General features: G+C 66.1%; 30 protein-coding genes and 2 tRNA genes. 22 read left to right on the top strand and 10 right to left on the bottom strand.

Annotated elements, in window-relative coordinates:
• Nucleotides 1-14: 14 nt before the first annotated feature.
• The gene (locus SM191_RS03765) at nt 15-2,759 is read right to left on the bottom strand and encodes a TonB-dependent receptor (RefSeq protein ID WP_341505031.1); all 2,745 of its coding nucleotides are present in this window, start codon (nt 2,757-2,759) and stop codon (nt 15-17) included.
• A 204-nt stretch (nt 2,760-2,963) separates the two neighbouring features.
• Between SM191_RS03765 and SM191_RS03760 the strand changes: the two genes are divergently transcribed.
• Entirely contained in the window at nt 2,964-3,995 is a 1,032-nt protein-coding gene (locus SM191_RS03760; RefSeq protein ID WP_306999742.1) for a LacI family DNA-binding transcriptional regulator, read from the top strand.
• Nucleotides 3,996-4,027: 32 nt separating this feature from the next.
• The gene (locus tag SM191_RS03755) at nt 4,028-5,509 is read left to right on the top strand and encodes an MFS transporter (RefSeq protein WP_341505030.1); all 1,482 of its coding nucleotides are present in this window, start codon (nt 4,028-4,030) and stop codon (nt 5,507-5,509) included.
• A 27-nt stretch (nt 5,510-5,536) separates the two neighbouring features.
• Here SM191_RS03755 and SM191_RS03750 read toward each other — a convergent pair whose 3' ends face one another.
• The 4 genes from SM191_RS03750 to SM191_RS03735 all read right to left on the bottom strand — a co-directional run bounded on the left by SM191_RS03750 (nt 5,537) and on the right by SM191_RS03735 (nt 9,785).
• Nucleotides 5,537-6,832, bottom strand: coding sequence for a sensor histidine kinase (locus tag SM191_RS03750; protein WP_307003145.1), 1,296 nt, complete (start codon nt 6,830-6,832; stop codon nt 5,537-5,539).
• A gap of 35 nt (nt 6,833-6,867) precedes the next feature.
• Nucleotides 6,868-7,587 carry a response regulator gene (locus tag SM191_RS03745; RefSeq protein WP_261268163.1) on the bottom strand — a complete coding sequence of 240 codons (720 nt, stop codon included), beginning with the start codon at nt 7,585-7,587 and terminating at the stop codon, nt 6,868-6,870.
• 78 nt (nt 7,588-7,665) lie between these two features.
• Entirely contained in the window at nt 7,666-8,157 is a 492-nt protein-coding gene (locus SM191_RS03740) for an EF-hand domain-containing protein (protein WP_341505029.1), read from the bottom strand.
• Between the two features lie 386 nt (nt 8,158-8,543).
• Nucleotides 8,544-9,785 carry a TetR/AcrR family transcriptional regulator gene (locus SM191_RS03735; RefSeq protein ID WP_306999745.1) on the bottom strand — a complete coding sequence of 414 codons (1,242 nt, stop codon included), beginning with the start codon at nt 9,783-9,785 and terminating at the stop codon, nt 8,544-8,546.
• Nucleotides 9,786-10,024: 239 nt separating this feature from the next.
• Here SM191_RS03735 and SM191_RS03730 point away from each other — a divergent pair, with 239 nt between their 5' ends.
• Nucleotides 10,025-11,080, top strand: coding sequence for a methyl-accepting chemotaxis protein (locus tag SM191_RS03730; protein ID WP_341505028.1), 1,056 nt, complete (start codon nt 10,025-10,027; stop codon nt 11,078-11,080).
• On the opposite strand, the gene SM191_RS03725 is transcribed toward SM191_RS03730, so the two are convergent.
• Nucleotides 11,077-11,943 carry an acyl-CoA thioesterase gene (locus SM191_RS03725; RefSeq protein WP_341505027.1) on the bottom strand — a complete coding sequence of 289 codons (867 nt, stop codon included), beginning with the start codon at nt 11,941-11,943 and terminating at the stop codon, nt 11,077-11,079. The two genes, SM191_RS03730 and SM191_RS03725, sit on opposite strands and share 4 nt — an antisense overlap.
• A 104-nt stretch (nt 11,944-12,047) precedes the next feature.
• Here SM191_RS03725 and SM191_RS03720 point away from each other — a divergent pair, with 104 nt between their 5' ends.
• The 4 genes from SM191_RS03720 to SM191_RS03705 all read left to right on the top strand — a co-directional run bounded on the left by SM191_RS03720 (nt 12,048) and on the right by SM191_RS03705 (nt 13,890).
• A complete protein-coding gene (locus SM191_RS03720; protein ID WP_341505026.1) occupies nt 12,048-12,275 on the top strand; it encodes a hypothetical protein in 228 nt (75 codons plus the stop codon).
• Between the two features lie 140 nt (nt 12,276-12,415).
• Nucleotides 12,416-13,603 (top strand): AI-2E family transporter, encoded by a 1,188-nt coding sequence (locus SM191_RS03715; RefSeq protein WP_445949805.1) that lies wholly within the window; start codon nt 12,416-12,418, stop codon nt 13,601-13,603.
• A 52-nt stretch (nt 13,604-13,655) separates the two neighbouring features.
• Nucleotides 13,656-13,732 (top strand) — tRNA-Asp (locus SM191_RS03710).
• An 81-nt stretch (nt 13,733-13,813) separates the two neighbouring features.
• Nucleotides 13,814-13,890 (top strand) — tRNA-Asp (locus tag SM191_RS03705).
• A gap of 200 nt (nt 13,891-14,090) precedes the next feature.
• Here the strand turns inward: SM191_RS03705 and SM191_RS03700 are convergent.
• The 4 genes from SM191_RS03700 to SM191_RS03685 all read right to left on the bottom strand — a co-directional run bounded on the left by SM191_RS03700 (nt 14,091) and on the right by SM191_RS03685 (nt 15,537).
• Nucleotides 14,091-14,294, bottom strand: coding sequence for a DUF2842 domain-containing protein (locus tag SM191_RS03700; protein WP_341505025.1), 204 nt, complete (start codon nt 14,292-14,294; stop codon nt 14,091-14,093).
• Nucleotides 14,291-14,824, bottom strand: coding sequence for a 5-formyltetrahydrofolate cyclo-ligase (locus tag SM191_RS03695; protein ID WP_341505024.1), 534 nt, complete (start codon nt 14,822-14,824; stop codon nt 14,291-14,293). Before SM191_RS03695 ends, SM191_RS03700 begins: the two co-directional genes overlap by 4 nt.
• Before the next feature lie 201 nt (nt 14,825-15,025).
• Nucleotides 15,026-15,340 carry a cell division protein ZapA gene (locus tag SM191_RS03690; RefSeq protein WP_341505023.1) on the bottom strand — a complete coding sequence of 105 codons (315 nt, stop codon included), beginning with the start codon at nt 15,338-15,340 and terminating at the stop codon, nt 15,026-15,028.
• Nucleotides 15,340-15,537: a hypothetical protein gene (locus SM191_RS03685; RefSeq protein WP_267433658.1), complete on the bottom strand. Its 198-nt coding sequence runs from the start codon at nt 15,535-15,537 to the stop codon at nt 15,340-15,342. Before SM191_RS03685 ends, SM191_RS03690 begins: the two co-directional genes overlap by 1 nt.
• Before the next feature lie 197 nt (nt 15,538-15,734).
• On the opposite strand from SM191_RS03685, the gene gap reads away from it, so the two are divergent.
• From gap to SM191_RS03610, 15 genes are all read left to right on the top strand, one after another.
• Entirely contained in the window at nt 15,735-16,745 is a 1,011-nt protein-coding gene (gap, locus tag SM191_RS03680) for a type I glyceraldehyde-3-phosphate dehydrogenase (protein WP_341505022.1), read from the top strand.
• Entirely contained in the window at nt 16,745-17,221 is a 477-nt protein-coding gene (locus tag SM191_RS03675) for an MOSC domain-containing protein (RefSeq protein ID WP_306999751.1), read from the top strand. The genes gap and SM191_RS03675 overlap by 1 nt, the downstream gene beginning before the upstream one ends.
• Nucleotides 17,218-18,417, top strand: coding sequence for a phosphoglycerate kinase (locus SM191_RS03670; RefSeq protein WP_341505021.1), 1,200 nt, complete (start codon nt 17,218-17,220; stop codon nt 18,415-18,417). The genes SM191_RS03675 and SM191_RS03670 overlap by 4 nt, the downstream gene beginning before the upstream one ends.
• 148 nt (nt 18,418-18,565) lie before the next feature.
• Entirely contained in the window at nt 18,566-18,811 is a 246-nt protein-coding gene (locus tag SM191_RS03665) for a ribbon-helix-helix protein, CopG family (protein WP_341505020.1), read from the top strand.
• The gene (locus tag SM191_RS03660; RefSeq protein ID WP_267433653.1) at nt 18,808-19,134 is read left to right on the top strand and encodes a type II toxin-antitoxin system PemK/MazF family toxin; all 327 of its coding nucleotides are present in this window, start codon (nt 18,808-18,810) and stop codon (nt 19,132-19,134) included. Before SM191_RS03665 ends, SM191_RS03660 begins: the two co-directional genes overlap by 4 nt.
• Nucleotides 19,135-19,177: 43 nt before the next feature.
• Complete coding sequence (locus tag SM191_RS03655) at nt 19,178-20,086, top strand: class I fructose-bisphosphate aldolase (protein WP_341505019.1); 909 nt, start codon at nt 19,178-19,180, stop codon at nt 20,084-20,086.
• Between the two features lie 103 nt (nt 20,087-20,189).
• Entirely contained in the window at nt 20,190-20,873 is a 684-nt protein-coding gene (thiE, locus tag SM191_RS03650) for a thiamine phosphate synthase (RefSeq protein ID WP_341505018.1), read from the top strand.
• A gap of 113 nt (nt 20,874-20,986) precedes the next feature.
• Nucleotides 20,987-21,304, top strand: a complete 318-nt coding sequence (locus SM191_RS03645; RefSeq protein WP_341505017.1) for a hypothetical protein — start codon at nt 20,987-20,989, stop codon at nt 21,302-21,304.
• Complete coding sequence (locus tag SM191_RS03640) at nt 21,301-21,912, top strand: M23 family metallopeptidase (RefSeq protein WP_306999758.1); 612 nt, start codon at nt 21,301-21,303, stop codon at nt 21,910-21,912. The genes SM191_RS03645 and SM191_RS03640 overlap by 4 nt, the downstream gene beginning before the upstream one ends.
• A 73-nt stretch (nt 21,913-21,985) precedes the next feature.
• The gene (gene efp / locus SM191_RS03635) at nt 21,986-22,549 is read left to right on the top strand and encodes an elongation factor P (RefSeq protein WP_267433648.1); all 564 of its coding nucleotides are present in this window, start codon (nt 21,986-21,988) and stop codon (nt 22,547-22,549) included.
• A 127-nt stretch (nt 22,550-22,676) separates the two neighbouring features.
• Complete coding sequence (locus tag SM191_RS03630; protein ID WP_306999759.1) at nt 22,677-23,489, top strand: inositol monophosphatase family protein; 813 nt, start codon at nt 22,677-22,679, stop codon at nt 23,487-23,489.
• Between the two features lie 195 nt (nt 23,490-23,684).
• The gene (ndhC, locus tag SM191_RS03625; protein WP_306999760.1) at nt 23,685-24,059 is read left to right on the top strand and encodes an NADH-quinone oxidoreductase subunit A; all 375 of its coding nucleotides are present in this window, start codon (nt 23,685-23,687) and stop codon (nt 24,057-24,059) included.
• Nucleotides 24,050-24,634, top strand: coding sequence for a NuoB/complex I 20 kDa subunit family protein (locus tag SM191_RS03620; protein ID WP_373461756.1), 585 nt, complete (start codon nt 24,050-24,052; stop codon nt 24,632-24,634). The genes ndhC and SM191_RS03620 overlap by 10 nt, the downstream gene beginning before the upstream one ends.
• Nucleotides 24,631-25,467: an NADH-quinone oxidoreductase subunit C gene (locus SM191_RS03615; RefSeq protein WP_341505015.1), complete on the top strand. Its 837-nt coding sequence runs from the start codon at nt 24,631-24,633 to the stop codon at nt 25,465-25,467. The genes SM191_RS03620 and SM191_RS03615 overlap by 4 nt, the downstream gene beginning before the upstream one ends.
• Nucleotides 25,464-26,699 (top strand): NADH-quinone oxidoreductase subunit D, encoded by a 1,236-nt coding sequence (locus tag SM191_RS03610; RefSeq protein ID WP_341505014.1) that lies wholly within the window; start codon nt 25,464-25,466, stop codon nt 26,697-26,699. The genes SM191_RS03615 and SM191_RS03610 overlap by 4 nt, the downstream gene beginning before the upstream one ends.
• The last annotated feature ends 1 nt before the right edge of the window (nt 26,700 follow it).

The following is a 26,700-nucleotide window of genomic DNA, read 5'->3' as shown; positions in this document are numbered from 1 at the left end:
GCGGGAAACTTGTATCAGAAGCGATAGGTAAACCCGGCGAGGAACCGGCGGCCATAGCTCTGATAGTCGATCACCTGATCGCGCTGTCCGCCATTGGTCGTGACGAACGGCGTGTCGGTCAGGTTCTGGCCCTGCACGAACAGCGACAAGCCCTTGAACGTGCCATCCTGGAAGTCATAGCCGATCTGGCCATCGACGATCGTCTCGTCGATCGCGCGGCGGCGGACGCGGTTGGCGCCGAAGCCCGACAACTCACCCACGAAGGTCGAGCGATACCGGACCGATCCACGGATGTTCAGGCCCCACTTCTCGAAAAAGGCGGTGCCGTTCGCCACCCAGCGCGAATAGCCGGGAATATCCTCGGGCTCGCCGCCGGGGGTCGGGGTGATCTCGGTCTTGGTGTACGACCCGCCGCCCGTCAGGCCGAAGCCGTCGAGGAAACCGACCACCTGACCCAGCGGCAAGGTGCCCGCCAGTTCGACGCCGTAGATCGTGCCGCCGGTCCCGTTGATCGGACGGGTGATCCGGCCCTGAAGCGGAATGCCGACCGGCAGCGACGCGGGAAGGGGCAGGCCGGTATAGTCGTAAGGCTGCTCAAGATTGTAAACGAAGCTCTTGAGATCCTTGTAGAAGCCCTGCGCCGCCAGATAGCCGCGCGTGCCGAAATATTTCTCGATCGTCACGTCGTAGGAATTGGAGCGGATCGGGCGGAGGAACGGATTGCCGCCATTGCCCGAGATGATCCCCTGCGCCGTGTCGAAGCCATAGGAGAGTGCGACGCGCATGTCGTCGAAGCGCGGGCGCATCATCTGACGCGCCGCCGCGACGCGGAACACCCAGTCGCTGGGCAGGCGAAGCGACAGATTGGCGCCGGGCAGGATGTCCCAGTAATCGTCGCCCTGGACGATCGTGTTGAAGCCGGTGCCGTTATAGACCAGGCCGCGCGACTTCTGCTCGGTCCCCACCGCCTGCACGCCAATATTGCCGGTCAGCTCCGCCGCGCCGATCTGCGCGCGCAGATCGGCCTGGAGATAGGCGGTCATCAGATGCTCGGTCGTGGTGTACGCCTTGGCGGGCACGTCCGGGCTGGTGTTGGGCGTCAGCGTATAGACGCCGCCCGCCAGCAACGCGCGCGGGTCGTAGCTGAGCATCGGTCCCAGACCCAGATAGGTCAGGTCGGTCGGCGTCTGGCGATATTGCTGCGGCAGGGGCGCGATGGTCGCGCCGCCAGGCAGGGTGACGAAGGCCTCGTTGGGGGCCAGCGACTTGGCATGATCGGTATAGTTCAGGCCGAAGCGGATGGCGTGGACGATCGGGGTCTCGACCTCGCGTTCGATCTCGACGCGGTACTGCTTGATCTCGTCGGTGACCTTGCGATCGTTGTAATAGCCCGCCTGGCGCGTGGTGCCGCCCCAGCCCAGCGGATCGGTGAGCTGGATCAGATTGGGGTCGGAATAGTTCAGCGTCGGCTGGAATACGGTGCCGTTCCGGCCCGTGGTGAAGCCGAGCGTATCGGTCGCGCCATTGCCCTGGCCGTAACCGGTGCCGCTATAGGTCTCCAGCGTCACCTCGTCGCGGTCGGTGCGCGAATAGCTGAGGTCGATAAGTGCGCTCCAGCCGTCATCGCCCTTATACTTGCCGTTATAGCCGAACGAATAGAGCTTGGCCTTGCGCTGGAACGAGTCGTTGCGGACCACGCCCTCGACACCGCTGAACGTGCCCGATGTGACCAGGCCGTTATTGACCACCGCGTTGGTCAGCGACGGATTTGCGCCCGATTGCAGCGGCAGTTCGATGCCGCGCTTGATCTGGTCGTCGTTGAAGTCGGAATAGAAGCCGTCGAGCGTGCTGGTGAAAGTGTCGCTCATTTTCCACTGGAGCGTGCCCGAAAGACCCAGGCGCTTCAGCGTGGTCGAGGTGACATAGGATTTGGACCCGCCGATGACGTTGGCAGAGGCGCCGTTCACCGTGACCGGCGCATAGCCCCAGGCATTGCCTTCCTGAATCTGGTATGGTTCGTTGAGATAGCTGGCCGACAGCGCGACGCCGATCGTGTCGTCCGCGAACTGGTCGACATAGGTGGCCGAGGCGCGATAGCCGAAGTCCTTCGACCCCGCGTTCAGCTTGCCGATATCGGCATAGGTGCCACGCGCGCCGACCGAGAAGACGCGCTTGCCATAGTCGAGCGGGCGGATCGTCTTCAGGTCGACCGTGCCCGACAGGCCCTGGCCGATCAGCGCGGCATTGGCGGTCTTGTAGATCAGCACCTGGTTGACGACTTCCGCCGGATACTGGTCATATTCGACCGCACGGTTGTCGCCGGTCGAGGTCTGCTCGCGACCGTTCAATAGCGTCGTGGAGAAGTCGGGGGCGAAGCCGCGGATCGAGATGGCGTTGGAGCGGCCATTGACCCGCTGCGACGTCACGCCGGGCAGGCGGGCGATGGACTCGGCGATCGAGGCGTCGGGAAGCTTGCCGATATCCTCGGCCGAGACGGATTCGACGACCAGGTCGCGGTTCTTCTTCTCAGCGACGGCATTTTCCAGCGCGGCGCGAAAGCCGGTGACGACGATATCGCCGGGTTCGGCATTGTCCTGCGCTTGCTGGGCGGCGGTGTCCGCGGTGCCGCTGTTCGGCGCGGGTACGACCGCGACGCTTTGCGCACATACCGGCGCGGCGACGATCAGGGCGAGCGTGCTGACGCCGAGCTTCAGGAACGAGCGCGCGGCATCGGCCGGCGCCACAGGGCGAACCGTCATGAAATCCCCTCCAGGAAACCCCGCTTTCTTTCGATGAACGGGTATGGTTGTTGCCGCACCTGTGAAATCGATCGCGATGAAAGGGAATGATGCCGCATACGTATTCAATGCGGCCATATCGGCCTGTTGTATTATTACGACAGGGCTCCCGCTTAACCTGGTACAGCAAAGCCGGTATGGGGGGGCGAGGAGGATGCCCTGATCTTGGTCGGCCAGCGAAAGCCCACATCGTTCGATATCGCGCAAATGGCGGGCGTGTCGCAGCCTACGGTCAGCCGTGCGCTTCGGGGAAGTCCTTCGGTCAGCGCCGCCACCCGCGCGCGGATCGAGGCGATCGCCAAGACGCTGAACTATACGGTCGACCGCGCCGCCTCGAACCTGCGGAGCGGGCAGACTCGGACGCTGGCGCTGCTGCTGTTTCGCGATCCTTCGCCGGGGCGGACGCTGATAAACCCCTTTTTCCTCGGGATGCTGGGCTCGATCATGGAGAGTTGCGCGGAGGTCGGATACGACCTGCTCGTTTCTTTCCAGAACCCGACCAGCAACTGGCAGGCCGATTATGAAGACAGCCACCGCGCCGACGGGCTGATCCTGCTCGGTTACGGGGACTATGCCGATTATCGCGAGCAGCTCGATCAATTGGTCGCGCGCGGCACCCATTTCGTGCGCTGGGGCTCGGTCGCGCCGGGCCAGCCGGGGCTGACCATCGGATGCGACAATCATGCGGGCGCGCTGGCGGCGACACGGCATCTGGTGGCGCAGGGGCGCAAGCGGATCGCGTTCCTGGGCGATGCGACCGACCATTATCCCGAATTCCATGACCGTTATCGCGGCTATTGCGATGCGCTGGCCGAGGCGGATTTGCCCTGCGATCCCGCGCTTCAGGTCGGCGCGATCTCCAGCGAGGAAGAGGGCGAACGCGCCGCGCGCGAATTGCTGGCGCGGGGGCGGCCCTTCGACGCGATCATGGCGGCGAGCGACCTGATCGCCCTGGCGGCGATGCGCGTGCTGGCGGAGGCGGGGCTGCGGGTGCCCGACGATGTTTCGCTGGTCGGGTTCGACGATATTCCGGCGGCTAGCTTCGCGCATCCGCCGCTCAGCACGGTGGTGCAGGATGCGGCGGCGGCGGGGCGGCTGCTCGTCCGCGCGCTGCTCGCCGAGATTTCGGGCAAGCCCCGGACGCCGACCCTGCTGCCCGCCACGCTGGTCGTGCGCGGGTCCAGCATCCGGCCATAAAACACAATGATAACAGAATATCGGGAGAGGTTATGGAGAAGCCGCGTCAGGGCTTTTGGGGGCTGTGGAACACGTCGTTCGGCTTTTTCGGAATCCAGATCGGCTTTGCCCTGCAAAATGCCAATGTCAGCCGCATCTTCCAGTCGCTGGGCACCGCCGAGAAGGACCTGGCGTTCCTGTGGATCGCCGCGCCGCTGACCGGGCTGCTCGTCCAGCCGGTGATCGGCCATTATAGCGACAGGACATGGGGCCGGTTCGGGCGGCGGCGGCCCTATTTCCTGGCGGGCGCGGTTCTGGCGACGCTGGCGTTGGTGGGGATGCCCAATGCGGGCGGTCTGCTGGGCGCCGCGATGCTGCTCTGGCTGCTCGACGCCTCGCTCAACGTGTCGATGGAGCCGTTCCGCGCCTTTGTCGGCGACATGCTCCCCAGCCGCCAGCGGACGGCGGGCTATGCCTTCCAGACCGGGTTCATCGGGGCGGGCGCAGTGCTGGGGTCGCTCGCGCCCATGGTGCTGACCGATGTCTTCCATGTCGCCAATGTCGCGGGGCCGGGCGAGGTGCCGCCGTCGGTGCGCTATGGCTTCTATATCGGGGCGGCCGCCCTGTTCGGCGCGGTGCTCTGGACCGTGCTGACCACCCGCGAATATTCGCCCGAGCAGATCGCGGCCTTTGCCGAGAGCGACGAGGGGCAGGTGGCGCATAGCGATGCCGTGCCGTCCGAACGGATCGGCACCGCACCGCTCTGGATCGTCGCGGGCGTGTTGGTCGTCGCGGGCGTGGGGCTGCTGGGGCTCGACAAGCCGGTCTATCTGCTGGGCGGCGGATTGATCGCCTTCGGTCTGGCGCGGATTCTCAGTGCGGCGCTGGTGCGGAGTGGGAGAGGAGCCAATGCGCTCAGCCAGATTCTGGCCGATCTGGCGGCGATGCCCGCGACGATGAAGCGGCTGGCGCTGGTCCAGTTCTTCACTTGGTCGGCGCTGTTCATCATGTGGATATACACCACGCCGATCGTCGCGGCGCGGGTCTTCCACACCACCGACGCCTCGAGCGCGGCCTTCAACGAGGGGGCCAATTGGGTCGGCGTGCTGTTCGCGGTGTACAGCGGCGTCGCGACGCTCTGGGCCTTCGCACTGCCATGGCTGGCGCGGGCGATCGGGCGGCGGAACACGCATGTCGTCGGCCTGCTGTGCGGCGCGGCGGGGTTCGCGTCGTTCCTGATGATCCGGGACGCCTGGTGGCTGTTGGGGGCGATGGTGTTCGTCGGCATCGCGTGGGCGTCGATCCTGACCATGCCCTATGCGATCCTGTCGGCGGCGCTTCCGGCTGAGAAGCTGGGCATTTACATGGGGTTGTTCAACATCTTCATCGTGCTGCCGCAACTGATCGTGTCCTCGATCATGGGGGCGGTGGTCAGCCATTTCTTCCCCGGCGATCTGGTATGGGCGATGGCGATCGCGGCGGGGGTGATGGGACTGGCGGCGTTGGCCATGCTGAGGGTGGCGAAGGACGCCTGAGCCAACTCCTCCCCGTGCCGGGGAGGATTATCTCGGCAGCGTGATCGTCGCGGCCAGCCCGCCTTCGGGCCGGTTGGAGAGGCGGATATCCCCGCCCGCCTCGCGGACGATCGAGCGGGCCAGTGCGAGGCCCAGTCCGATGCCGCCCGTATCCCGGTTGCGTGAGCTTTCCAGGCGGATGAAGGGATCGAACACCGCCTCCAACTGATCGGCGGCGATGCCGGGGCCCTGGTCGGCGACGATGATCGCGACATGATCGGCCTGTGCATCGATCCGCACATCGGCGGAATGACCATATTTTACCGCATTCTCGATCAGGTTGCGGACCGCGCGCCGCATCAGCGTGGGGCGCAGCTTCAGCCGGAGCCGCCCGCCTTCCTCGAAGGTCACGTCCTGTCCCAGGTCCAGGAAATCGGCGACGACCGCATCGACCAGCGCGTTCAGGTCGACATCGGTCTCCGCTTCGCTCGGACGCCCCGCGCGGGCGAGCGAAAGGATGTCCTCCAGCGTCTTGTTCATCTCGGCGATGGTGTCGGCCATGCGCAGCCGGTCCTGTTCGTCCTCGACCGACTCGATGCGGACCCGCAAGGCGGCCAGCGGAGTGCGCAGGTCATGCCCGATCGCGCCCAGCATCCGGTCCTTTTCCTCCAGCATCGCCCGGATCCGCAGCCGCAGCGCGTTGAACGCCGCGATCAGGCCGGAGACGTCGAGCGGCCCCTGTTCGGGAATGGGTTCGCCGGGCTCGCGCGGGTCGAAACGCTCCGCCGCGCGGGTCAGGTCGCGCAAGGGGCGCGAAATGCGCCGTCCGATCCACAGCACGGGCAGCAGGATGACGCCGTACAGGATCAGGGTCTGCGCGATCAGCCGCCAGACCAGATACATCCCGTCATTGGGCCAGAAGGAGCGCGTGACCAGCCAGCCGCCGGTCTTGCGCTCGACGGCGATCAGCAGTTCCTGTGCCGGAGGACGCCGCCGGTCGACACGGCGGCGGGGCCAGTCGAAATCCTCCGGGCGGAACGGGCGGATGCCGGTGACGACGCGCAGCACCGGATGCCCCGATTCGGCCAGTCCCTCGCGCACCAGCGCCTCTACCGCGGGCACGCCCGGCAGGTTGGGGCGGATCGGATTGTTGCGCGACATCCGCACCCGGCCGCGATCGGGGGCGGGCGGGCGGCCATTGGCGGCGCGGTCGATCGCATCGGTCAGCCGCGCAATGGCGGGCCCCGATGTCTGTTCCAGCAGCAACGTCCGCCGCTCGTGCAACAGCAGCGCGAAGTTGATCGCCTGCGCCACGAACAGCGCGATGGCGAGCAGCAACGCCATCTGCGCCGCCAGCCGACGCGGCCAGAAGCGGAGCCTCACAGGCGGGTCACTTCGGCGGCCAGCGTATAGCCGCCGCCCCAGACCGTCTTGATGATTTCGGGCGATTTGGGGTCCGCCTCGATCTTGCGGCGCAGGCGGCTGACCTGATTGTCGATCGCACGGTCGAAGGCGGCGGCCTCGCGTCCCTGGGTCAGGTCGAGCAACTGGTCGCGGGTCAGCACCTGGCGAGGACGGCTGACCAGCGCGAGCAGCAGATTATATTCGCCGGTCGACAGCATCACCGACACGCCCTCGCGATCGACCAGCGACCGCTCGCCCGATTTCAGCACCCAGCCCGCAAAGGCGTAGGAGCCGCTGTCCGGCGCATGGAGCCGCGCGCCGCCCGCCTGGGTCCGGCGCAGCACGACCTTGGCCCGGGTCGCCAGTTCGCGCGGGGAAAAGGGCTTCACGACATAGTCGTCCGCGCCCATTTCCAGTCCGACGATCCGGTCCGTCTCCTCGGCGCGGGCGGTCAGCAGGATGACCGGCACCTCGCTGGTCGCCGCGATATGGCGGCAAAGGCTCAGCCCGTCCTCGCCCGGCATCATGATGTCGAGGATGACCAGGTCGATGGCATAGGCCGCGAGCCGGGTGCGCGCCGAGGCGGCATCGCCCGCCTGGGTCACGCGGAACCCCTGTTTGGTCAGATAGACGGCGAGCGGCTCGCGGATGGAACGCTCGTCATCGACGAGCAGCAGGTGCGGCGTGTCGGACATGGGGGAGGGGTCTAGCATGGCAAGCGCGGCTCGCAAGCGGGGCGACGGATGGGGGGATCGGTCGCCCCGCCTGACGGCTCAGTCGTCCTGCTGGGGGGCAGGCTGAGCTCCGGGGGCCATGCCGCCATGGCGGCGGCCACCGAACCGGGGGGCGGCGGCGCGTTCGGCCACGTCGATCTTGCCGTCATGATTGATGTCGAGACGATCGAACACCGCCACGGCGCGGGCGCGGAAGGCGTCGGCGGTGATGGGTTGCGGGGCGCGACGGCCGGGGCGGTCACCGCCGCCCTGGCGACGCTCTTGCCACTCGGCACGGCGCTGTTCGCGATAGGCGCGCATCTCGTCCGGGGTCACGGTGCCGTCGTGATTGACGTCCATGGCGGCGAAGCGCTGGTCGGCGGCGGCAATGGCGGCGGCGCGAGTGATGTTGCCCGAGGCATCGGGCTGCATCCCCATCATCGCGCCGCCCATCCGGCCGGACGGCGGGGGAGGAGGGGCCGAGGTCTGTGCCTGCGCGGCGGTGGCGGTCAGCAGGGTGGCGAGGGAAAGGCCGATCAGGGTCTTTCGCATGGGTTTCGGGTCCTTTGCGGCGGAGAGGAAAATCCCTTCCGGTCGATGGCCCTTCTCGCCTGCGGCTGTCGCCCGATCATGTCGGGCGACGGCCGCAATTGTCGCAAATTGTGCGCTATCAGATCGGATCGATGTTCCGATATGCCCTTCTTTTCCCTCGCCCCTCATAGAGGGGAGAGGGTTGCGCAGACTTGGTCTTTGCGAAAGCAAAGGCTTAGTCGGAGCTGGGTGAGGGGTGCTGCGCGCGGAGCGCGCGCGAGCCTATGGCTCGCTCAACCCCTCACCCAAGCTGCGCTAGCCAGCAGGCTGGCAAGCTCCGCTAACCCTCTCCCCTGTCCAGGGGAGAGGGAAGAAGGAGTGGCATGAATGTCGATTGGCCCTAGGCCCTAGTCCAGGAAACGATCGTCGAACATGCCGTAGAGGATGGTCGAGGCATAGAGTGCGATGGCGTGGGGGCGCTCCATCGTGCCCGCCCATTTGCGCATGTCGAAGGCCGCGTTCTGGATCGCCATCAGCGCCTGGGCCGCGATCAGCGCATCGACCGCGCGCATCGACCCTTCCGCCACGCCGTCCATGATCGTGCCCGCATAGCGCCGCGCGATCCCGTTGGAGCGCTCGACCATTTGCGCGCGCACGTCGCCCGGCAGGCTGGCGAGCGCGGTGGTGCGGAGCAACGGCCCGCGTTCGGCGAACTGGACGTCCAGCAGGGTCGCGATCGCGCTGGACAGCCGGTGCCAATGGCTGCTCCCGGCCGCATCGGCCAGTTGCTGCGCGGCGGTGATCGTGTCGAAGCTGCGGCGGTAACAGGCGGCGACCAGATCGTCCTTGGCGTCGAGATGGTGATAGAAGCTGCCCTTGGTAACGTTCAGCTCGCTGGCGATCCGCTGCACGCTGGCGCCGCGATAGCCGAGCTGGTTGATCAGCCGGGTCGCGGCCAGCAGAAACGCCTCGCGCCCCGGCTCGGTCCGCTGCGCCATCCGCGCGTCGAGGTCGAGCATGGCGGGGGACCAGGTCGATCCCTTCGCCGCGATGCCATGGGTCAACACGTCGAGCAGCCGTTCCTCGACGCGGGGAAACTGGTCCAGTTCATACCGGACCAGCCAGATCGGCAGCCAAAAGGTGTTTTCCAGCAGAACATGCGCCCGCGCGCCGTGCAGGTCGGTATGCGCGCGGCTGGGGGCCGGACCCCACAGGCTGCGCGTGGCGCGGAACACTTTCTGCCACCCGGCCATCAGGCGCCCCCGGATCGGCTCCTCCATGGCGCGAAGGTCGGACAGGACGGCGAAGGGCGCCTCCTCGCCTCGTTCGATCCGGGCGAGCCGGGCCATGTTGATCGACAGATAACGCGCGACGCGGGCCTGCGGCGTGGGTGCCTCGGCAGCGAGCGTCAGCATTTCGAGCAGCCGGTCCAGCGTATGCTCGAACGCCGCCGCCGCCAGTTCGTCCTTGCGACGGAAATAATAGGTGACGCTGGTGGTGTTCAGCCCGACGCGCTGCGCGACATCGGCGAAGGTCATGCCCTTGGCCGATTGTTCGTTGATCGCCTGCGCCGCCGCCGCCAATATGGCGTCACGCTTCTGTCGATAGCGTTCGGTACTCTGCTCTTCCTCGACGGACGTTGCCGCCATTGCCGTCACCCTCTCGATACTCGCCCGTCGGACCGTCGATCCGCGACGGACCGATATTCCCTATCTCGAAAAACGACGCCGGTCATCGCTTTTTGCGGAATCGAGGATTGGGCGAGTGCGCCGCCCCTCTCAAATCCGAAATCGGGTATGGCCGAAACGGCTTGGACCGTCTTTGGATCATATCGCGCCGGTAACGAGCCATTAACAAAGGTTTAGTCCATTTTGGGCAATGAGAGCCCATGGGTATCGAACTTTTCCCCGCAAAGCCTGACCAGATTTGGCAGCGGGAGGACATGATGTTCCGGGCGATCGACCGGACGCATCTATTGGTGGTGTTCGATACCGATGGCGTCATTCAATGGGCCAATGACAATTTCCTTCAGGTCTTTGGTCATACCGCTACCGAATTGGCAGGGCGGCCCCATGCGATGCTGTGTCCCGCCGGTATCGCCGCGTCGGCGGACCATGAACAATTCTGGTCCGATCTGCGCCGGGGCCTGCCCCATAGCGGGGCCTATCGCCGGATGGGGCGGCAGGGGCGGTCGATCTGGCTGGAGGCACGCTATCTGCCCATCCTGGATGCGGACGGGACCGTCACCCAGGTCCTCAAGATCGCGACCGATATCACCGGGCATTGCCTGACCGATGGGGAGGCGCATAGCAAACTCGCCGCGATCGACCTGTCGCAGGCGGTGGTGGAATTCGATCTGAAGGGCCGTGTGCTGGCCGCGAACGACATCTTCCTGTCGCTGATCGGATACTCGCGCGCGGCGACGATCGGCGTGCATCACAGCCGCTTTTGCAGTGCCGACCATGTCCGCTCGCCCGCCTATGCGCGCTTCTGGGCCGATCTGGCGGCGGGGCGGTTCATCGCCGGGCGGTTCGAGCGGCGGCGCGCCGATGGGACGGCCCTTTGGCTTCAGGCCACCTACACCCCGATCCTCGACGCCGAGGGCGTGCCGTACAAGATCGTGAAGTTCGCGACCGACATGACCGACCGGGTCCGGCTGGAGGCGGAGGCGAGCGAGCGGCTGGATCAGGCCGAGCGGTTTCGCCTGATGGCGGAGGATCGCCAGACCGCGCTGGAGACCATGCTTCGCGACATGGAGGGCCTCGTCGACAGCATCGCCGCCATCGCCGGACAGACCAACATGCTGGCCCTGAACGCGAGCATCGAGGCGGCGAGGGCGGGCCCCGCCGGGCGCGGCTTCGGCATCGTCGCCGCCGAGGTCAAGAAGCTGGCCGAGGATACCCGCAGCGCCACTCAGTCGGTGCGCGAGATGCTGCGCCGTTAAACGCCGGCCTTGGGCGAACGCAGGCGAATCAGCCCTTCCTGCGCGACGCTGGCGACCAGCCGTCCGTCGCTGGTGAAGATGCGGCCCCGGTTGAACCCGCGCGCATGGCCCGCCCAAGGGCTGTCGGTCGTGTAGAGCAGCCATTCGTCCGCCCGGAACGGCTCGTGCAGCCATAGGGCGTGGTCCAGGCTGGCCGTCTGCATATCGTCGATCAGCCAGTGGACCGCGTGCGGCAGGGTGGAGGTGCCGAGCAGCGCGAAATCGCTGGCATAGGCCAGGATCGCGCGGTGCAGCGCGGGATCGTCGCCGACCGGCGCGACGAGGCGGAACCAGATCGACTGGGACGGCGCGCGGGGCTCGGGCTTGAGCAACTGCCGGGGATCGACGGGCCGCAGTTCGATGGGACGGGGACGCGACAGAAAGGCGCGGAGCGGCTCAGGGATTTGGTCGCCCAGCGCGGCCAGCAGCTCCCGTTCGGGCGTCAGCGTATCGGGTGCGGGGACGTCGGGCATGGCGTCCTGATGATGCAGCCCTTCCTCCGGCGTCTGGAACGAGCAGGCCAGGTTGAGGATCGGCTTGCCCTTCTGCATCGCGATCACCCGCCGGGTCGCGAAGCTGCGCCCCTCGAAATCGCGCTCGACGCGGTAGACGATCGGATAGCGTTCGTCGCCCGGCCGCATGAAATAGGCATGGAGCGAATGGGCGATGCGCGGTGCCTCGGTCGAGCGTTGCGCCGCCTGGAGCGCCTGTGCGATCACCTGTCCGCCGAAGACCCGCCCCTCGCCACCGGGGCGCCGCGCGCCGCGATAGAGGTCGGTGTCGATCTCCTCGACATCCAGCAGCGCGACAAGGCCCTGGGCCATGATTTCGGGGGAAGGGGGCGGTCGATGATCCATGTCGTGGTGATGATTGTGCTTGACGTAAACGTCAACCGCTGATCCCTTGTGCGGAAAAGATACTTTCACCGGTGCCTGGGCATCGCTACACAGTCGCGGTCGATCAGATCCTGGAGTTGGCGATGGACGCATTGAACGAAGACGGCGCGTCGGAGCGTGCGGAATTGCACTTTCTGGCGGCCCTGACCGAAGAACTGATGCGTCACCTGATGGAGGCGGGCGTGCTGTCCCGCACGCAGCTCCAGTCCATCGAGAATGCGGTCGCCGAACGGACCGGCGGCATCCCACGCGCCTGGTAAGGCCGTGCGCGCCGGTGATCGGTGCGCTTCATGACACAAACGTCATCCCCGCACGGCGTTAGCGGCTTTCCTGACCCGGGAAAGCCGCTAACGTGATCGCCATGAGTGACGTGCATGACGACGCGACCGCCAAGGCTCCCATGGCCGGCGATTCGATCCTGGGAACCCCGGCGGGCATGGGCTCGCGGGAGGCGATGCGGATCGCGATGCGGCGTGATCGCCTGCTCGCCGGGCTGACGCTGACGGCGGGGGCGGGGTTCACCCTGGCGCTGCCCTTCGCGCTCAAGGAGGGGGCCGAGTTCTTCCTGCCGCTGACCACCGCGCTGGTCATTGCGATCGCGCTGGTTCCCATTCTCGAATGGCTGGAGCGGCGGCGGGTGCCGTCTTCGCTGGCGGCTTTGCTGTGCGTCCTGCTGTTCCTGGTCGTCGCCAATATCGCGCTGGCGGCGATCATCGTGCCCGCGACCGATTTCTTCCGCCTGCTGCCCAGCCGGATCGGACGCATCCAGGACAATCTGGCGCCGCTGCTCGACCTGTATTCCAACCTCGAACGCTATGTGAACAAGGCGCTGCGGCAGGTCGCCTCGGCCCCGATCCGCCAGCCGCAGACGAGCGCCGTCTCGCCGCCCAGCTCGATCCTGGAGCTTGCCGCGACCTCGGCCCCGACGCTGATCGTCCAGTTCCTGTTCGGCGTCCTCGTCGTCTTCTTCGTCCTGTCGGGCTGGACCCGGATGCGGCGCGAGACGATCCGCGGGCGGACCAGCTTCGACGGCGCCATGGCGACCGCGCGGGTGATCCAGGAGGTAGTGGACGACGTGTCCGCCTATCTGGGCACCATCACCATCATCAACCTGGCGCTGGGCGGCGCGGTGGCGGGGGCGCTGTCGCTGTTCGGCATGCCCTATCCGTTGATGTGGGGCGGTATCGTCGCGCTGCTCAACTACATCCCCTATTTCGGGCCGGTGATCGGCGCGCTGCTATTGGCGGTCGGCGGGCTGATGACGTTCAGCGACATCTGGGTCGCGCTTGCCCCGCCCGCGATCATGTACGGGATGCACCTGATCGAGGCGAACCTCATCACTCCGCTGGTCGTCGGACATCGCCTGACCATCAGCCCGGTCATGATCCTGGTCTCGCTCAGCTTCTGGGGATGGGTGTGGGGGACGCTGGGCGCGCTGCTGGCGGTTCCGCTGCTCATCATCCTGCAAACCGTGCTGAAGGCGGCGGGCAAGCCGGACATTGCGGGCTTCCTGTTCGAGCATGGTACGCTGACCTATCTCGACCGTGACAGCGACCCGGAGGACGTTCCGCAAGAAAGTTCGAAATGAAGCGTTGACAGGGTCGGGAGGCTCGCCTAGTTGGCGCGCCTCGACGCTTTCAGCGGGTGTAGCTCAGTTGGTTAGAGCGCCGGCCTGTCACGCCGGAGGTCGCGGGTTCGAGCCCCGTCACTCGCGCCATTCCTTCCCTGGAATGGTGGAAAATATCGAAATCCCCGAAAGGGCCGATGCCGGATATATGCGGCGTCACATGGCTTTCAAGCGGGTGTAGCTCAGTTGGTTAGAGCGCCGGCCTGTCACGCCGGAGGTCGCGGGTTCGAGCCCCGTCACTCGCGCCATCCTTTGGGATGGCGTTTTCGTTTCCGGGTTACGGGGACGTTCCATTTCTCCCGACATTCCATTCGTCATCCCAGCGAAGGCTGGGATCTCTGGCGACGGGCCACTGCGATCGAGAAAGGCCCCAGCCTGCGCTGGGGCGACGCGATTGGACCTTCGCTCAGGATAAACTCCGGCGCACTGCCAAAGTCGAAGGGAAACCCTAACCCCGTCCCCCCTCCATCCACCGCAACAGCGGCTTCATCGGCGTGATCCACACGATCCCGGCGACGACATAGAAGGCCAGTTGCAACACCCAGTGCCACTGGCCCACCACGCCCGACAGGCTGGCGACCAGCACCGCCCACAGGACGATGATCGCGACGATCAGCAGCATTCCGGCGGGCTTGCGCCAACTGGGGGTCATGGGACGATCCATTCCGATTCGGTGGCGATGGCGTGGAGAGGAACGTCCCAGTCATCGGGGGCCAGCGCCTCGACCTCCTGCACGCCCCAGGTGAGCCCGACGCGCCAGGCGTCGGGGTGTGCGGCGAAGGCGCGGTCGTAATGCCCCGCGCCCTGGCCCAGCCGGTTGCCGCGCCGGTCGAAGCCGACCAGCGGGGTCAGGATGATGTCGGGCATGCATTCGGGCGCACCCGGGTCCGGCTGGTGAAGCCCGAAAGCACCGACATGCAGATCCTGTCCCTCCGCCCATGTCAGGAAGCGGATCGGGCTCGCGCGGTCGACGACATGGGGCAGGGCGATGGTCGCACCGGCGTGCAATGCCGCCTCGACCCACAGCGCCGGATCGGCCTCCGCCCCGATCGGGCGATAGGCGGCAATGATCTGTCCGGGCAGCAGGCGGTCGAGAAAGGGGCGCGCCACCGGCAGCAGGCCGGGGCCGTGCGCATCACGCGCCGCCCGAATCCGGGCGCGAAGGGCGCGTTTGTCGGTCATGTCAGAGAAAGGCGGGTGGCGGGACCGCCATGGCCGTTTGCCGTAATATCCACTGACGCCCAATACGTCAGGTGGGGACCATGTGCGTCGGACCAGGGTCCGGGCAGGGACAGCCCCCTTGGATGAAGAATAGCCTCAGGGATTATCGTGGCTCGTACCGGGCAGAGCCCGCCACTGACCCATGTAGGGGAGAGGCCCGGCTTACTCAAGGGGCCCGCGTCCTTCGGAATCCAGCGCATCGGCCAATCCCTCCAGCCGCTCGGCGATCCGGGTGAGCGCGGCCTCGCTGACCGCGGCCCCGGCGGGCGGGCGACGCTCCGCCTCTTCCAGCGCGTCGGCCAGCATCAGCGCGACGAACAGCAGCGCGCGTTCGCCATTATGCCCGCCCGAGGCGCGCATCGCCGCCGGCCAGCGCTGGTCGAGCATCTGGCCGAGCAGGCGGACCCGTGCTTCGCCGCCTTCCTGGCAATAGACGGTATGGGGGCGGTCGCCGATCGTGATCGTGACTTCGGCCATCAGACGGCGCTCCCCCGGCTGATCACTTCGTCCAGCGCGGAAACGGCGTCGGCCATGCGGGCCTTGAGCGCGGCATGGCGTCGCGCGAGCGCGTCTTCCTTGGCCGCGCGGGTGCGGATCGTCTGTTCGATGCGGGCGATCGCGCGGTCGATGCGCTCGACGGAGGAGAGGACATCGTCGGCAATGGGTTCGGGCATGGGATCGGCTTAGCAGGATGGCTTGACGCGGCAACCCGCAATTGGACGATGCGAAGCCTGGGGGCGGTTGACAGCGAACCCATCGGCTCCGAAAGGCGTGGCGCGAACGATGGAATCGCGGGACGTGCCCGCCTTCACCATCCAACCGGGGGCGGTGCCGTCCAGGCAGTGCCCGTATGAGACAGGAGCTTGCTGGCATGACGGTCAAGGTTGCAATCAATGGTTTCGGTCGCATCGGCCGACTGGTCGCGCGCGCCATTCTCGAACGGGGCGGCGACGCGCTGGAACTGGTCGCGATCAACGATCTCGCTGACGCCAAGTCCAACGCCTGGCTGTTCAGCCGCGACAGCGTCCATGGCCGCTATCCGGGTGAGGTGTCGGCGGACGGCAACGACATCGTGATCGACGGCAAGCGCATCCGCGTCACCGCCGAACGCGACCCCGCCAACCTGCCGCACAAGGAACTGGGCGTCGACCTGGTCCTGGAGTGCACCGGCTTCTTCACCGACAAGGCGTCGTGCGAGAAGCACATCGCGGCGGGCGCCAAGAAGGTGCTGATCTCGGCACCGGGCAAGAATGTCGACCTGACCGTCGTGTACGGCGTCAACCATGACAAGCTGACCGCCGACCACACCATCGTGTCGAACGCCTCGTGCACCACCAACTGCCTGGCGCCGGTCGCCAAGGTGCTGAACGACGCGATCGGTATCGAGCGCGGCCTGATGACCACGGTCCACGCCTATACCAACGACCAGAAGATCCTCGACCAGATCCACCCCGACCTGCGCCGCGCCCGCGCCGCCGCCATGTCGATGATCCCGACCACCACCGGCGCCGCCCGCGCGGTGGGCGAGGTTCTGCCCGAACTGAAGGGCAAGCTGGACGGCTCGGCCATCCGCGTGCCGGTGCCGGACGTCAGCCTGGTCGACCTGACCTTCACCCCTGCGCGCGACACGACCAAGGAAGAGGTCAACGCCATCCTGAAGGCGGCCGCCGAGAGCGGTCCGCTCAAGGGCGTGCTGGTTTATACCGACGAGCCTTTGGTCTCGATCGACCTGATGCACTCGCCCCAGTCCTCGACCGTCGACAGCCTGGAGACGGCGGTGATCGACGGCAAGCTGGTGCGCGTCGTTTCGTGGTACGACAATGAATGGGGCTTCTCGAACCGCATGGTCGACACCGCGACCGCGATGGCGAAGTTCCTCTGATGAGCGACGGGCGGGTGATGACCGGGCATCTGGCCGGTATCGCCCGCCATGCCGTGCCGAAGGGGAGGGTGGAGGTGCTGGACACCGCCATCGTCACCCTGGCGGGCGGCGTGGAAGGCGATTGTCGCGGGCGGATCAAGCCCGGCGGGCGGGGCAGGCGTCAGGTGACGCTGATCGAGCGCGCCGACTGGGACGCCGCGCTGGCCGAGATCGACCGCGATATCCCCTGGCAGGAACGCCGCGCGAACCTGCTGGTCGAGGATTTCGACCTTCCCCAAATTCCGGGCACCCGGTTGCGTATCGGGCCCGTCCTTCTGGAAATCACCATGGAATGCGATCCGTGCCACCGCATGGACGCGATCGCCGACGGGTTGCAGGCGGCCCTCCGTCCCGATTGGCGCGGCGGCGTGTGTACCCGCGTAATCGAGGGCGGCACGATCCGCATCGGCGACAACATCAGGATCGAGGAATCATGACCAAGGCTTTCAAGACGCTCGACGATATGGGTGACGTGTCCGGCAAGCGCGTGCTGGTCCGCGAGGATCTGAACGTGCCGATGGCCGATGGTCGCGTGACCGACGACACCCGCCTGCGTGCGACCATCGCGACGGTGACCGAACTGGCCGACAGGGGCGCGATCGTCCTGATCCTCGCCCATTTCGGCCGCCCCAAGGGGCAGCGTAACCCCGAATTCTCGCTGGCGATGCTGACCCAGCCGTACAGCGACGTGCTGGGCCGCCCGGTCCGCTTCATCGACGATGTCGCGGGCGAGGCGGCGGAAGCGGCGGTCGCGACGCTGAACCCCGGCGATATCGCGATCCTGGAAAACACCCGCTTCCATGCCGGTGAGGAAAAGAACGATCCCGAACTGGCGGCCTCGATCGCCAAGCTGGGCGACTTCTACGTCAACGACGCCTTCTCGGCGGCGCACCGTGCGCATGTCTCGACCGAAGGGCTGGCGCGTCAGCTTCCGGCGTTCGCGGGCCGCGCGATGGAGGCTGAACTCGACGCGCTCGAAAAGGCGCTCGGCAATCCCGAGCATCCGGTCGCGGCGGTGGTCGGCGGGGCCAAGGTCTCGACCAAGCTCGCGGTGCTCAAGCATCTGGTCGGCAAGGTCGATCACCTGATCATCGGCGGCGGCATGGCCAACACCTTCCTCGCCGCGCGCGGGGTCGATGTGGGCAAGTCGCTGTGCGAGCATGACCTGACCGGCACGGCCGAGGAGATTCTCGACGCGGCCGATAAGGCGGGCTGCACCGTGCATCTTCCCTATGACGTGGTGGTCGCCAAGGAGTTCAAGCCGAACCCCGCGACCCGCACTGTCAATGTGCACGAGGTCGCGGCGGACGAGATGATCCTCGACCTCGGCCCCAACGCGGTCGAGTCGCTGGGCGACGTGCTGAAGAATTGCCGCACGCTGGTGTGGAACGGCCCGCTCGGCGCGTTTGAGACGCCGCCCTTCGACATGGCGACCGTCGCGCTCGCCAAGACGGCGGCGGCACTGACCCAGGATGGCAGCCTCGTCTCGGTCGCGGGCGGCGGCGATACGGTGGCCGCGCTCAACCAGGCGGGCGTGGGGACGCAGTTCACCTTCGTCTCGACGGCGGGCGGCGCATTCCTGGAATGGATGGAGGGGCAGGACCTGCCCGGCGTCGCCGCGCTGACGGCCTGATGTCTCACGGACCGTCCCTCTTGGGAGGGACGATCCGACAGGACCCCGTCGCCCTTTCGGGCGGCGGGGTTTTTCGTGGCCGCGCGACAATGCTTGAATACACTTGTCGGACTTGCTAGGTTTAACGCGTTAAACGAAGGAATGGGCAATGCTTGGCGTCCGCCTCGACACCGAATTGGAAGAGCGGCTGGCGGCCGTGGCGCGCACCCAGGGGCGCAGCAAGAGCGACATCGCGCGTGAGGCGGTGCGCCGCTATGTCGACCTGCACGACGAAGCCTATCGCCGCGAGGCGCGTCGCCAGTCGACCCGCGCCTCCAAGCGCGACACGGCGGAGGATTTCGCCTTTTGGAACGCGCTCGCCACGGATGCGGCGTCACAGGAGCCGGACGCGTGAAGATTTCCCACGCCGCCATCGTGCTCGCGACCACGGGCGAAGGCAGGGATCACCGTCCCTTCCTGGTCGTCCAGTCGGACCTGTATAACGAAACGCACAACACCATCACCGTCTGCCCGATGACCTCGGTGGTCGGCGGCGAGGCGCTGTTCCGCGTCGCCTTCTCGCCCCGCGAGCATACCGGCCTGACCGTCGAGTGCGAGGTCCAGGTCGACAAGATTTTGTCCATTCCGCGCAATCATATCGTCAAGGTGCTGGGACATGCTTCGCCCACCCGGATGGAGCAGGTCGAACAGGCCATGCGCCGCTGGCTGATGCTCTGATGCCCCGTTTTCCGACCCCAACGACCCGATCTGGAGAGAATTCATGACCCCGACCGTGAAAGCCATTCTCGACAAATATGAAGCCACGCCCGCCGCGGTGAAGGCCAATCTGGCGCGCATCCTGATGCAGGGGAAGCTGGGCGGCACCGGCAAGCTGATTATCCTGCCGGTCGATCAGGGTTTCGAACATGGCCCGGCGCGCAGCTTCGCGGTCAACCCGCCCGCCTATGACCCGCATTACCATTTCCAACTGGCGATCGATGCCGGGCTGTCGGCCTATGCCGCGCCGCTGGGGATGCTGGAGGCGGGGGCCGACACCTTTGCGGGGCAGATCCCGACGATCCTGAAGATCAACAGCTCGAACAGCTGGGGCACCTCGATCACCCAGGCGGTGACGGGCAGCGTGCAGGACGCGGTGCGGCTGGGTTGCGCGGCGATCGGCTTCACCATCTATCCGGGGTCTGACGGCATTTTCGACGCGATGGACCAGATCGCGATCCTGTCCGCCGAAGCGCGCGAGGCGGGTCTCGCCACCGTCATCTGGAGCTATCCGCGCGGCGGCAAGCTGACCAAGGACGGCGAACTGGCGCTCGACGTCGGGGCCTATGCCGCGCATATGGCGGCGCTGCTCGGCGCGCATATCATCAAGGTCAAGCTGCCCAGCGACCATATCGAGCAGGCCGAGGCGAAGTCCGCCTATGAGGGCATCGACTGGTCCAACCAGGCCGATCGCGTGCGCCATGTCGTCCAGTCGAGCTTCGCGGGGCGCCGCATCGTCGTCTTCTCGGGCGGCGCGGCCAAGGGGGCCGATGCCGTCTATCAGGACGCACGCGACATTCGCGATGGCGGCGGCAATGGCTCGATCATCGGCCGCAACACCTTCCAGCGTCCGCGCGACGAGGCGCTGGCGATGCTCGACAAGCTGATCGCGATCTACAAGAACGAAGAATAAGTTCTTGCAGGGCTGGGCGTTTCGGTTGGGGAACCGGGGCGCCCATTCCTTCCCGCCGCCGTCACAGGTGACGGGGCGTGCGTCAGGCGCTAGGGAAGGCGGCATGACGCTTGATGACGATCCTCTCGGCCCGCTCGATCCCGAATTCGCCACCGCCTTTGTACGGGACATGCGACGGCCGCCCTGCCAGCTTTACCTGATCTCGCCGCTCGACGTGACCGGCGGTTTCGCGGACCGGCTGGCGCGCGCGCTCGATGCCGGGCCCGTCGCGGCCTTCCAGTACCGCGTGAAGGACATGGACCAGCACGCCGCCGCCAAGCTGGCCGAGCCGCTCCAGCGCATCTGCGCCGACCGTGAGGTGGCGTTCATCGTCAACGACAGCATCAGCCTGGCCAAGCGGCTGGGCGCGGACGGTGTGCATCTGGGCCAGGGGGACGGCGACGCCCGCGAGGCGCGCGACGTGCTGGGCCCGTCGGTCCAGATCGGCGTGACCTGTCACGACAGCCGTCATCTGGCGATGGAGGCCGGGGAGGCAGGGGCGGACTATGTCGCCTTCGGTGCCTTTTATCCGACGACGACCAAGGAAACCAAGCATCGGGCCGAACCGGTGGTGCTGTCCTGGTGGTCGACGCTGTTCGAACTCCCCTGCGTCGCGATCGGCGGGATCACGCCCGAGAATGCGGGAACGCTGGTCAAGGCGGGCGCGGACTTTCTGGCGGTGTCGGGCGCGGTATGGAACGGCGACGAGGCGGCGGCGGTCAAGGCCTTTGCCGAGGTATTGAAGTAGGGCGCTCCGACAGGGGCATGGCGATCACCTCGCCATTCCATCCATTAGGCTGTGCCGCCATTCTAACATGCTCTTCTTTTCCCCTGCTCCTCATAGAGGGAATAAGGAGCCGCATGAATGTCGATTGGCCCTACGCCCTGCGTGAGCCCACCGGTATGATCGCCTATCCGTTGCGCATCGGAAACAAGCGTCCTTCGCCTGCGTTCAACAGACAGGCTACGAACGACGCGGAGGAGCGGCGCATGACAAGACTGGCGATCGCCCTGGGGACGGGGGTAGCCATGGCATTGGTGGCGGTGGCGACGCATCCCACGCCCGCACCCGCCTATCCGATCGAGCCGGGCAGCGGTGCGGCGTCGCCGAGCGGCGTTGGCGCGCCCCCCGCAAGCGCGATCACGCCACTGGGCAAGCACAAAGTGCCGCAGGAATGAGGCGAAGCGGGGGCAGGGGCCCGCTGTCGCGCTTCGGCTGGGTGATGCTGGGCCTGATCGTGGTCGGGGTCGGCGGCTTTCTGTCGATGCTGTCCGTCGGCTCGGGCGATGTCGTGGTGCCCGAAGCACAGGCGCCTGCCTCCGGGGGCGTGACGGGCGGCGCGGCGGCGCTCATCATGCCGATCGCCGACTATCCGGTGGCCTCGCTCCGCCACGACTGGGGCGACCCGCGCGAAGGCGGCGAGCGCCGGCATCGAGGGATCGACCTGATGGCACCGGGCGGCACCCCGGTCGTGGCGGCGCTTCCGGGCACGGTCGAGAAGCTGTTCGACAGCGCGCGGGGCGGCCATACGCTCTATATCCGCTCGCTCGACCGGCGCTGGAGCCTCTATTACGCGCATCTGAAAAGCTATGCGCCAGGCCTGACCGAGGGGCAGCGCGTCGCGCAGGGGCAGGTGGTCGGCTATGTCGGGGATACCGGCAATGCGGGGGCGGGCAACACCCATCTCCATTTCGGGGTCAGTTGGATGCGCGCCGGGGATGACTGGTATCAGGGCGAGCCGGTCGATCCCTATCCGCTGCTTGCCGGAAAGACCGCTTCAAGCTAAAGCAGCGTCCACGGACCGCCGGGCTGCGTCACCGCCCCGGCATCCTTCGCTCTTTCCAGCAGGTTGAAGACCCATGAAGATCAGCGGCGTGGACATTCGTCCCGGCAACATCATCGAGTATGAAGGCGGCATCTGGCGCGCCGTGAAGATTCAGCATACCCAGCCCGGCAAGGGCGGTGCGTATATGCAGGTCGAGATGAAGAACCTCATCGACGGCCGCAAGACCAATGTGCGCTTCCGCTCCGCCGAGACGGTCGAGCGCGTCCGCCTGGACACCAAGGACTTCCAGTTCCTGTTCGCCGAGGGTGACGACCTGACCTTCATGGACAAGGAAACCTATGAGCAGATCACGCTGCCGCGCGACCTGCTGGGCGATGCCGCCGCCTTCCTCCAGGACGGCATGGACGTGGTGATGGAACTGCACGAGGAGCGTCCGATCTCGGTCCAGCTTCCCGACCAGATCGAAGCCACCATCGTCGAGGCCGACGCGGTGGTGAAGGGGCAGACCGCCTCGTCGTCGTACAAGCCCGCCATCCTCGACAATGGCGTGCGCGTGATGGTGCCGCCGCACATCGCCAGCGGCGTGCGCATCGTCGTCGACGTGTACGAACAGACCTACGTCCGCCGCGCGGACTAATCGGTATCGGCGGATGACCGGCGCGACGATGCGCGACCCCGTCATCCGCCGTCCCGGCCCGTCGTTCGCGGCGGGCCTTTTCATTATAGCGCCGTGGAGATGCAGCGGCGCGATCGAAAGGACGATCATGGCCTCGCACTCCGGGCTTCTCACCATCATGGAACGCGCCGCGCGCAAGGCTGCCCCGCGTCTCCGCCGCGACTTCAACGAGGTTCAGCACCTCCAGGTCAGCCGCAAGGGCCCCGCCGACTTCGTGTCGATGGCCGACAAGCGCGCCGAGGAAACCGTCTTCGAGGAACTGAAGAAGGCGCGCCCCGACTGGAACTTCCTGATGGAAGAGGCTGGCGAGATCAAAGGCGATCCGTCCAAGCCGCGCTTCATCATCGATCCGCTCGACGGCACCTCCAACTTCCTCCACGGCATCCCGCACTTCGCCATCTCGATCGCGGTCGAGGAGCAGTTGCCGAGCGGCAAGCGCGAAGTGACCACCGGCCTGATCTACCAGCCGCTGACCGACGAAAGCTTCTGGGCCGAGAAGGGCCGGGGCGCGTGGTTGCAGGACGGTCGTCTGCGCGTGTCGTCGCGCCGCGATCTGTCGGAAGCGCTGATCTCGACCGGCATCCCCTTCCTGGGGCACGGAGATTTCGTCCAGTGGAGCCGCATTTTCGGTGCGATCGCGCCGCAGGTCGCTGGTATCCGCCGGTTCGGCTCGGCCGCGCTCGACCTCGCCTGGGTCGCGGCGGGCCGCTATGACGGTTTCTGGGAGTCCGGCCTGAAGCCCTGGGACGCGGCGGCGGGCATGCTGCTGGTGCGAGAAGCGGGCGGTTTCGTCAGCGACTTCCGGGGCAGCGACAAGTCGCTCGAGCGTGGCGAGTATCTGGCCGCCAACGAAGGGCTGCATTCCAAGCTGCACAAGCTGCTGGCCAACGCGCTGCGCTGATATTCCGAGGGGATTTGAACGCAATCGCTTGCGGCTATTGCGTTCAAGCCTTTCAAATACCATCTGAAAATCTGTCCGATGGGGTGAATGGCACGGTTCAGTTGCGATTCATTCTCATGCCTCCGCTGACTTGCTCCGGCGGGTTCATCGGCCTAAAGCCATCCGCATCCAGTTCCGCATCTGCGAGAGAAAAACTTGGTCGATCTGTCGCAATATCTGCCGATCCTCCTGTTCCTGGGCGTTGCCCTGGTTCTGTCGACGGCCTTCGTGTTTCTGCCGATGCTGGTCGCGCGCCTGACGGGTGCGCATCAGCCCAACGAGCAGAAGCTGTCCGAATATGAATGCGGCTTCCCCGCGTTCGAAGACCCGCGCAGCCAGTTCGACGTGCGTTTCTACCTCGTCGCGATCCTGTTCATCATCTTCGATCTGGAAGCGGCGTTTCTGTACCCCTGGGCGGTCAGTGTGTTCAGCCTCGGCTGGACCGCCTGGTTTTCGATGATGATCTTCATCGGCGAGCTCGCGCTCGGGCTCGTCTATGCGTGGAAGAAGGGAGCGTTGGATTGGGAGTAAATCTTCACTCCGGTCCGGTCGAGTTCAAGCCGCAGGCCCATGGCGGAGTCGTCCATGACGGCCAGGCCGTCATCCAGCCCGATCAGGGCTTTTTCGACGGACTGAACGGCGAACTGACCGACAAGGGCTTCCTCGTCACTTCGACCGAGGAACTGTTCCAATGGGCGCGCACCGGCTCGCTTTGGTGGATGACCTTCGGTCTGGCGTGCTGCGCGGTGGAAATGATCCACGTCAACATGCCGCGTTACGACATGGAGCGTTTCGGTGCCGCGCCGCGCGCGTCGCCGCGCCAGTCGGACGTGATGATCGTCGCGGGTACGCTGTGCAACAAGATGGCTCCGGCGCTGCGTCGTGTGTACGACCAGATGTCGAACCCGAAATATGTCATCTCGATGGGTAGCTGCGCCAATGGCGGCGGCTATTACCATTACAGCTATTCGGTGGTGCGCGGCTGTGACCGGATCGTGCCCGTGGACATCTATGTCCCCGGCTGTCCGCCGACCGCCGAGGCGTTGCTCTATGGCGTGATGCAGTTGCAGCGGAAGATCCGCCGCGCCGGGAGCATCGAACGGTGAGGGCGCCCGCTCCCCGTTTCGCCTCGAACGACGGCGTGATCGATGCGGCGCGCGCCGCGCTCGGCCCCTGGCTGGTCGATGCGCGCGAGCATGTGGGTGAGGTCGCGCTGATCGTCGATCGTGCGAACCTCGTGCCCGCCATGATCGCGCTGCGCGACACCAAGGGGCTGGAATATCAGCAGCTCATGGAGATCGCCGGCGTCGACTATCCCGAGCGCGACGAGCGTTTCGAGGTAGTCTATTGCCTGCTCTCGCTGACCCGCAACCACCGCCTGCATGTCCATGTCTGCACCGACGAGGACAAGCCGGTGCCGTCGGTGACGGGCCTGTGGCCGGTCGCGGGCTGGCTGGAGCGTGAGGTCTATGACCTGTACGGCGTGCTGTTCTCGGGCAATAGCGATTTGCGTCGCATCCTGACGGACTATGGCTTCCGTGGCCATCCGCTGCGCAAGGACTTCCCGCTGACCGGCTATACCGAGTTGCGTTACTCGGAAGAGGAAAAGCGCGTCGTCTATGAGCCGGTGAAGCTGGCGCAGGACTTCCGCAATTTCGACTTCCAGAGCCCGTGGGAAGGGGCGGAATACGTCCTTCCCGGCGACGAAAAGGGCTCGCAGCCGGAAGGCAAGGGCGCGCAGACCCCGGCCAGTGCCGATGCGGTGAAGAAAGCCGATGCCGCGCCGGACAAGACCGCGCCGTCGCAGACCGCCGAGACGAAGACCACCGAAAGCCCCAAGCAGACGGGCGCGGGCGAACCGCATCCGGGCAACAAGGCCGAAGGTAAGCCCCAGGACCCGGACGTCGTGCCGGGCAAGGGCGGAGGACAGAATCAGTGAGCGACTATGTCGACGAACTGCTCCACAAGACCGACGCTGTCGACCCGACCACGGGAGACGTGTCGATCCAGAACTATACGATCAACTTCGGCCCGCAGCATCCGGCGGCGCACGGCGTGCTTCGCCTCGTCATGGAGTTGGACGGCGAGATCGTGGAGCGTATCGATCCGCATGTCGGCCTGCTCCATCGCGGCACCGAAAAGCTGATCGAATACAAGACCTATTCGCAGGCGCTGCCCTATTTCGATCGCCTCGATTACTGCTCGCCGATGTGCATGGAGCACAGCTATGTGCTGGCGGTCGAGAAGCTGCTCGATCTGGAAGTGCCGCTGCGTGCGCAATATCTCCGGACGTTCTTTGCGGAACTGACCCGCATTTCGAACCACATGCTCAATCTGGGCAGCCATGTGATGGATGTCGGCGCGATGACGCCGAACCTGTGGATGTTCGAAATCCGCGAAGACTGCATGAACTTCTATGAGCGTGCTTCGGGCGCGCGCATGCATGCGAACTATTTCCGCGTCGGCGGCGTCCATCAGGACGTGCCGCTCAAGCTGCTGACCGATATCGCCGACTGGCTCGACACCCGTCTGCCGCAGCTTTTCGAGGATGCGATCGGGCTGGTTGCGAACAACCGTATCTTCAAGCAGCGCAATGTCGATATCGCGGTGGTGAACCGCGAGGACGCGATCAAATGGGGCTTCTCCGGTCCGATGATCCGCGGCTCGGGCATTCCGTGGGACCTGCGCAAGTCGCAGCCCTATGACGCCTATGACAAGGTGGACTTCGATGTGCCGGTGGGCACCAGCGGCGATTGCTATGACCGGTTCATGGTGCGCGTCGAGGAAGTGCGCCAGTCGGCCCGGATCATGAAGCAGTGCCTGGCGCAGATGCCCGAAGGTCCGGTGCTGGCCAGTGATCGCAAGGTCACGCCGCCCAAGCGCGGTGAGATGAAGCGCTCGATGGAAGCGCTGATCCACCATTTCAAGCTCTATACCGAAGGCTATCACGTCCCCGCCGGCGAGGTATATGTCGCGACCGAAAGCCCCAAGGGCGAATTCGGTGTGTTTCTCGTCTCCGACGGATCGAACAAGCCCTATCGGTGCAAGATCCGCCCGACCGCGTTCAGCCACCTCCAGGCCATGGAATTCATGTCCAAGGGGCATATGCTGGCCGACACGACCGCGATCCTGGGCGCGATGGATATCGTATTCGGGGAGTGCGATCGTTGAG

The sequence above is a fragment of the Sphingomonas sp. 2378 genome (genome assembly GCF_038084995.1).
GTDB lineage: Bacteria > Pseudomonadota > Alphaproteobacteria > Sphingomonadales > Sphingomonadaceae > Sphingomonas.
This window is presented reverse-complemented; position numbering and strand designations above follow the sequence as displayed.

Coding starts and splice junctions, on each gene's coding strand:
- SM191_RS03765 (WP_341505031.1), bottom strand. CDS start 2,759: ATGACGGTTCGCCCTGTGGCGCCGGCCGATGCCGCGCGCTCGTTCCTG.
- SM191_RS03755 (WP_341505030.1), top strand. CDS start 4,028: ATGGAGAAGCCGCGTCAGGGCTTTTGGGGGCTGTGGAACACGTCGTTC.
- SM191_RS03750 (WP_307003145.1), bottom strand. CDS start 6,832: ATGGCGTTGCTGCTCGCCATCGCGCTGTTCGTGGCGCAGGCGATCAAC.
- SM191_RS03745 (WP_261268163.1), bottom strand. CDS start 7,587: ATGTCCGACACGCCGCACCTGCTGCTCGTCGATGACGAGCGTTCCATC.
- SM191_RS03740 (WP_341505029.1), bottom strand. CDS start 8,157: ATGCGAAAGACCCTGATCGGCCTTTCCCTCGCCACCCTGCTGACCGCC.
- SM191_RS03735 (WP_306999745.1), bottom strand. CDS start 9,785: ATGGCGGCAACGTCCGTCGAGGAAGAGCAGAGTACCGAACGCTATCGA.
- SM191_RS03730 (WP_341505028.1), top strand. CDS start 10,025: ATGGGTATCGAACTTTTCCCCGCAAAGCCTGACCAGATTTGGCAGCGG.
- SM191_RS03725 (WP_341505027.1), bottom strand. CDS start 11,943: ATGGCCCAGGGCCTTGTCGCGCTGCTGGATGTCGAGGAGATCGACACC.
- SM191_RS03715 (WP_445949805.1), top strand. CDS start 12,416: ATGGCCGGCGATTCGATCCTGGGAACCCCGGCGGGCATGGGCTCGCGG.
- SM191_RS03700 (WP_341505025.1), bottom strand. CDS start 14,294: ATGACCCCCAGTTGGCGCAAGCCCGCCGGAATGCTGCTGATCGTCGCG.
- SM191_RS03695 (WP_341505024.1), bottom strand. CDS start 14,824: ATGACCGACAAACGCGCCCTTCGCGCCCGGATTCGGGCGGCGCGTGAT.
- SM191_RS03690 (WP_341505023.1), bottom strand. CDS start 15,340: ATGGCCGAAGTCACGATCACGATCGGCGACCGCCCCCATACCGTCTAT.
- SM191_RS03685 (WP_267433658.1), bottom strand. CDS start 15,537: ATGCCCGAACCCATTGCCGACGATGTCCTCTCCTCCGTCGAGCGCATC.
- gap (WP_341505022.1), top strand. CDS start 15,735: ATGACGGTCAAGGTTGCAATCAATGGTTTCGGTCGCATCGGCCGACTG.
- SM191_RS03675 (WP_306999751.1), top strand. CDS start 16,745: ATGAGCGACGGGCGGGTGATGACCGGGCATCTGGCCGGTATCGCCCGC.
- SM191_RS03670 (WP_341505021.1), top strand. CDS start 17,218: ATGACCAAGGCTTTCAAGACGCTCGACGATATGGGTGACGTGTCCGGC.
- SM191_RS03665 (WP_341505020.1), top strand. CDS start 18,566: ATGCTTGGCGTCCGCCTCGACACCGAATTGGAAGAGCGGCTGGCGGCC.
- SM191_RS03655 (WP_341505019.1), top strand. CDS start 19,178: ATGACCCCGACCGTGAAAGCCATTCTCGACAAATATGAAGCCACGCCC.
- thiE (WP_341505018.1), top strand. CDS start 20,190: ATGACGCTTGATGACGATCCTCTCGGCCCGCTCGATCCCGAATTCGCC.
- SM191_RS03645 (WP_341505017.1), top strand. CDS start 20,987: ATGAATGTCGATTGGCCCTACGCCCTGCGTGAGCCCACCGGTATGATC.
- SM191_RS03640 (WP_306999758.1), top strand. CDS start 21,301: ATGAGGCGAAGCGGGGGCAGGGGCCCGCTGTCGCGCTTCGGCTGGGTG.
- efp (WP_267433648.1), top strand. CDS start 21,986: ATGAAGATCAGCGGCGTGGACATTCGTCCCGGCAACATCATCGAGTAT.
- SM191_RS03630 (WP_306999759.1), top strand. CDS start 22,677: ATGGCCTCGCACTCCGGGCTTCTCACCATCATGGAACGCGCCGCGCGC.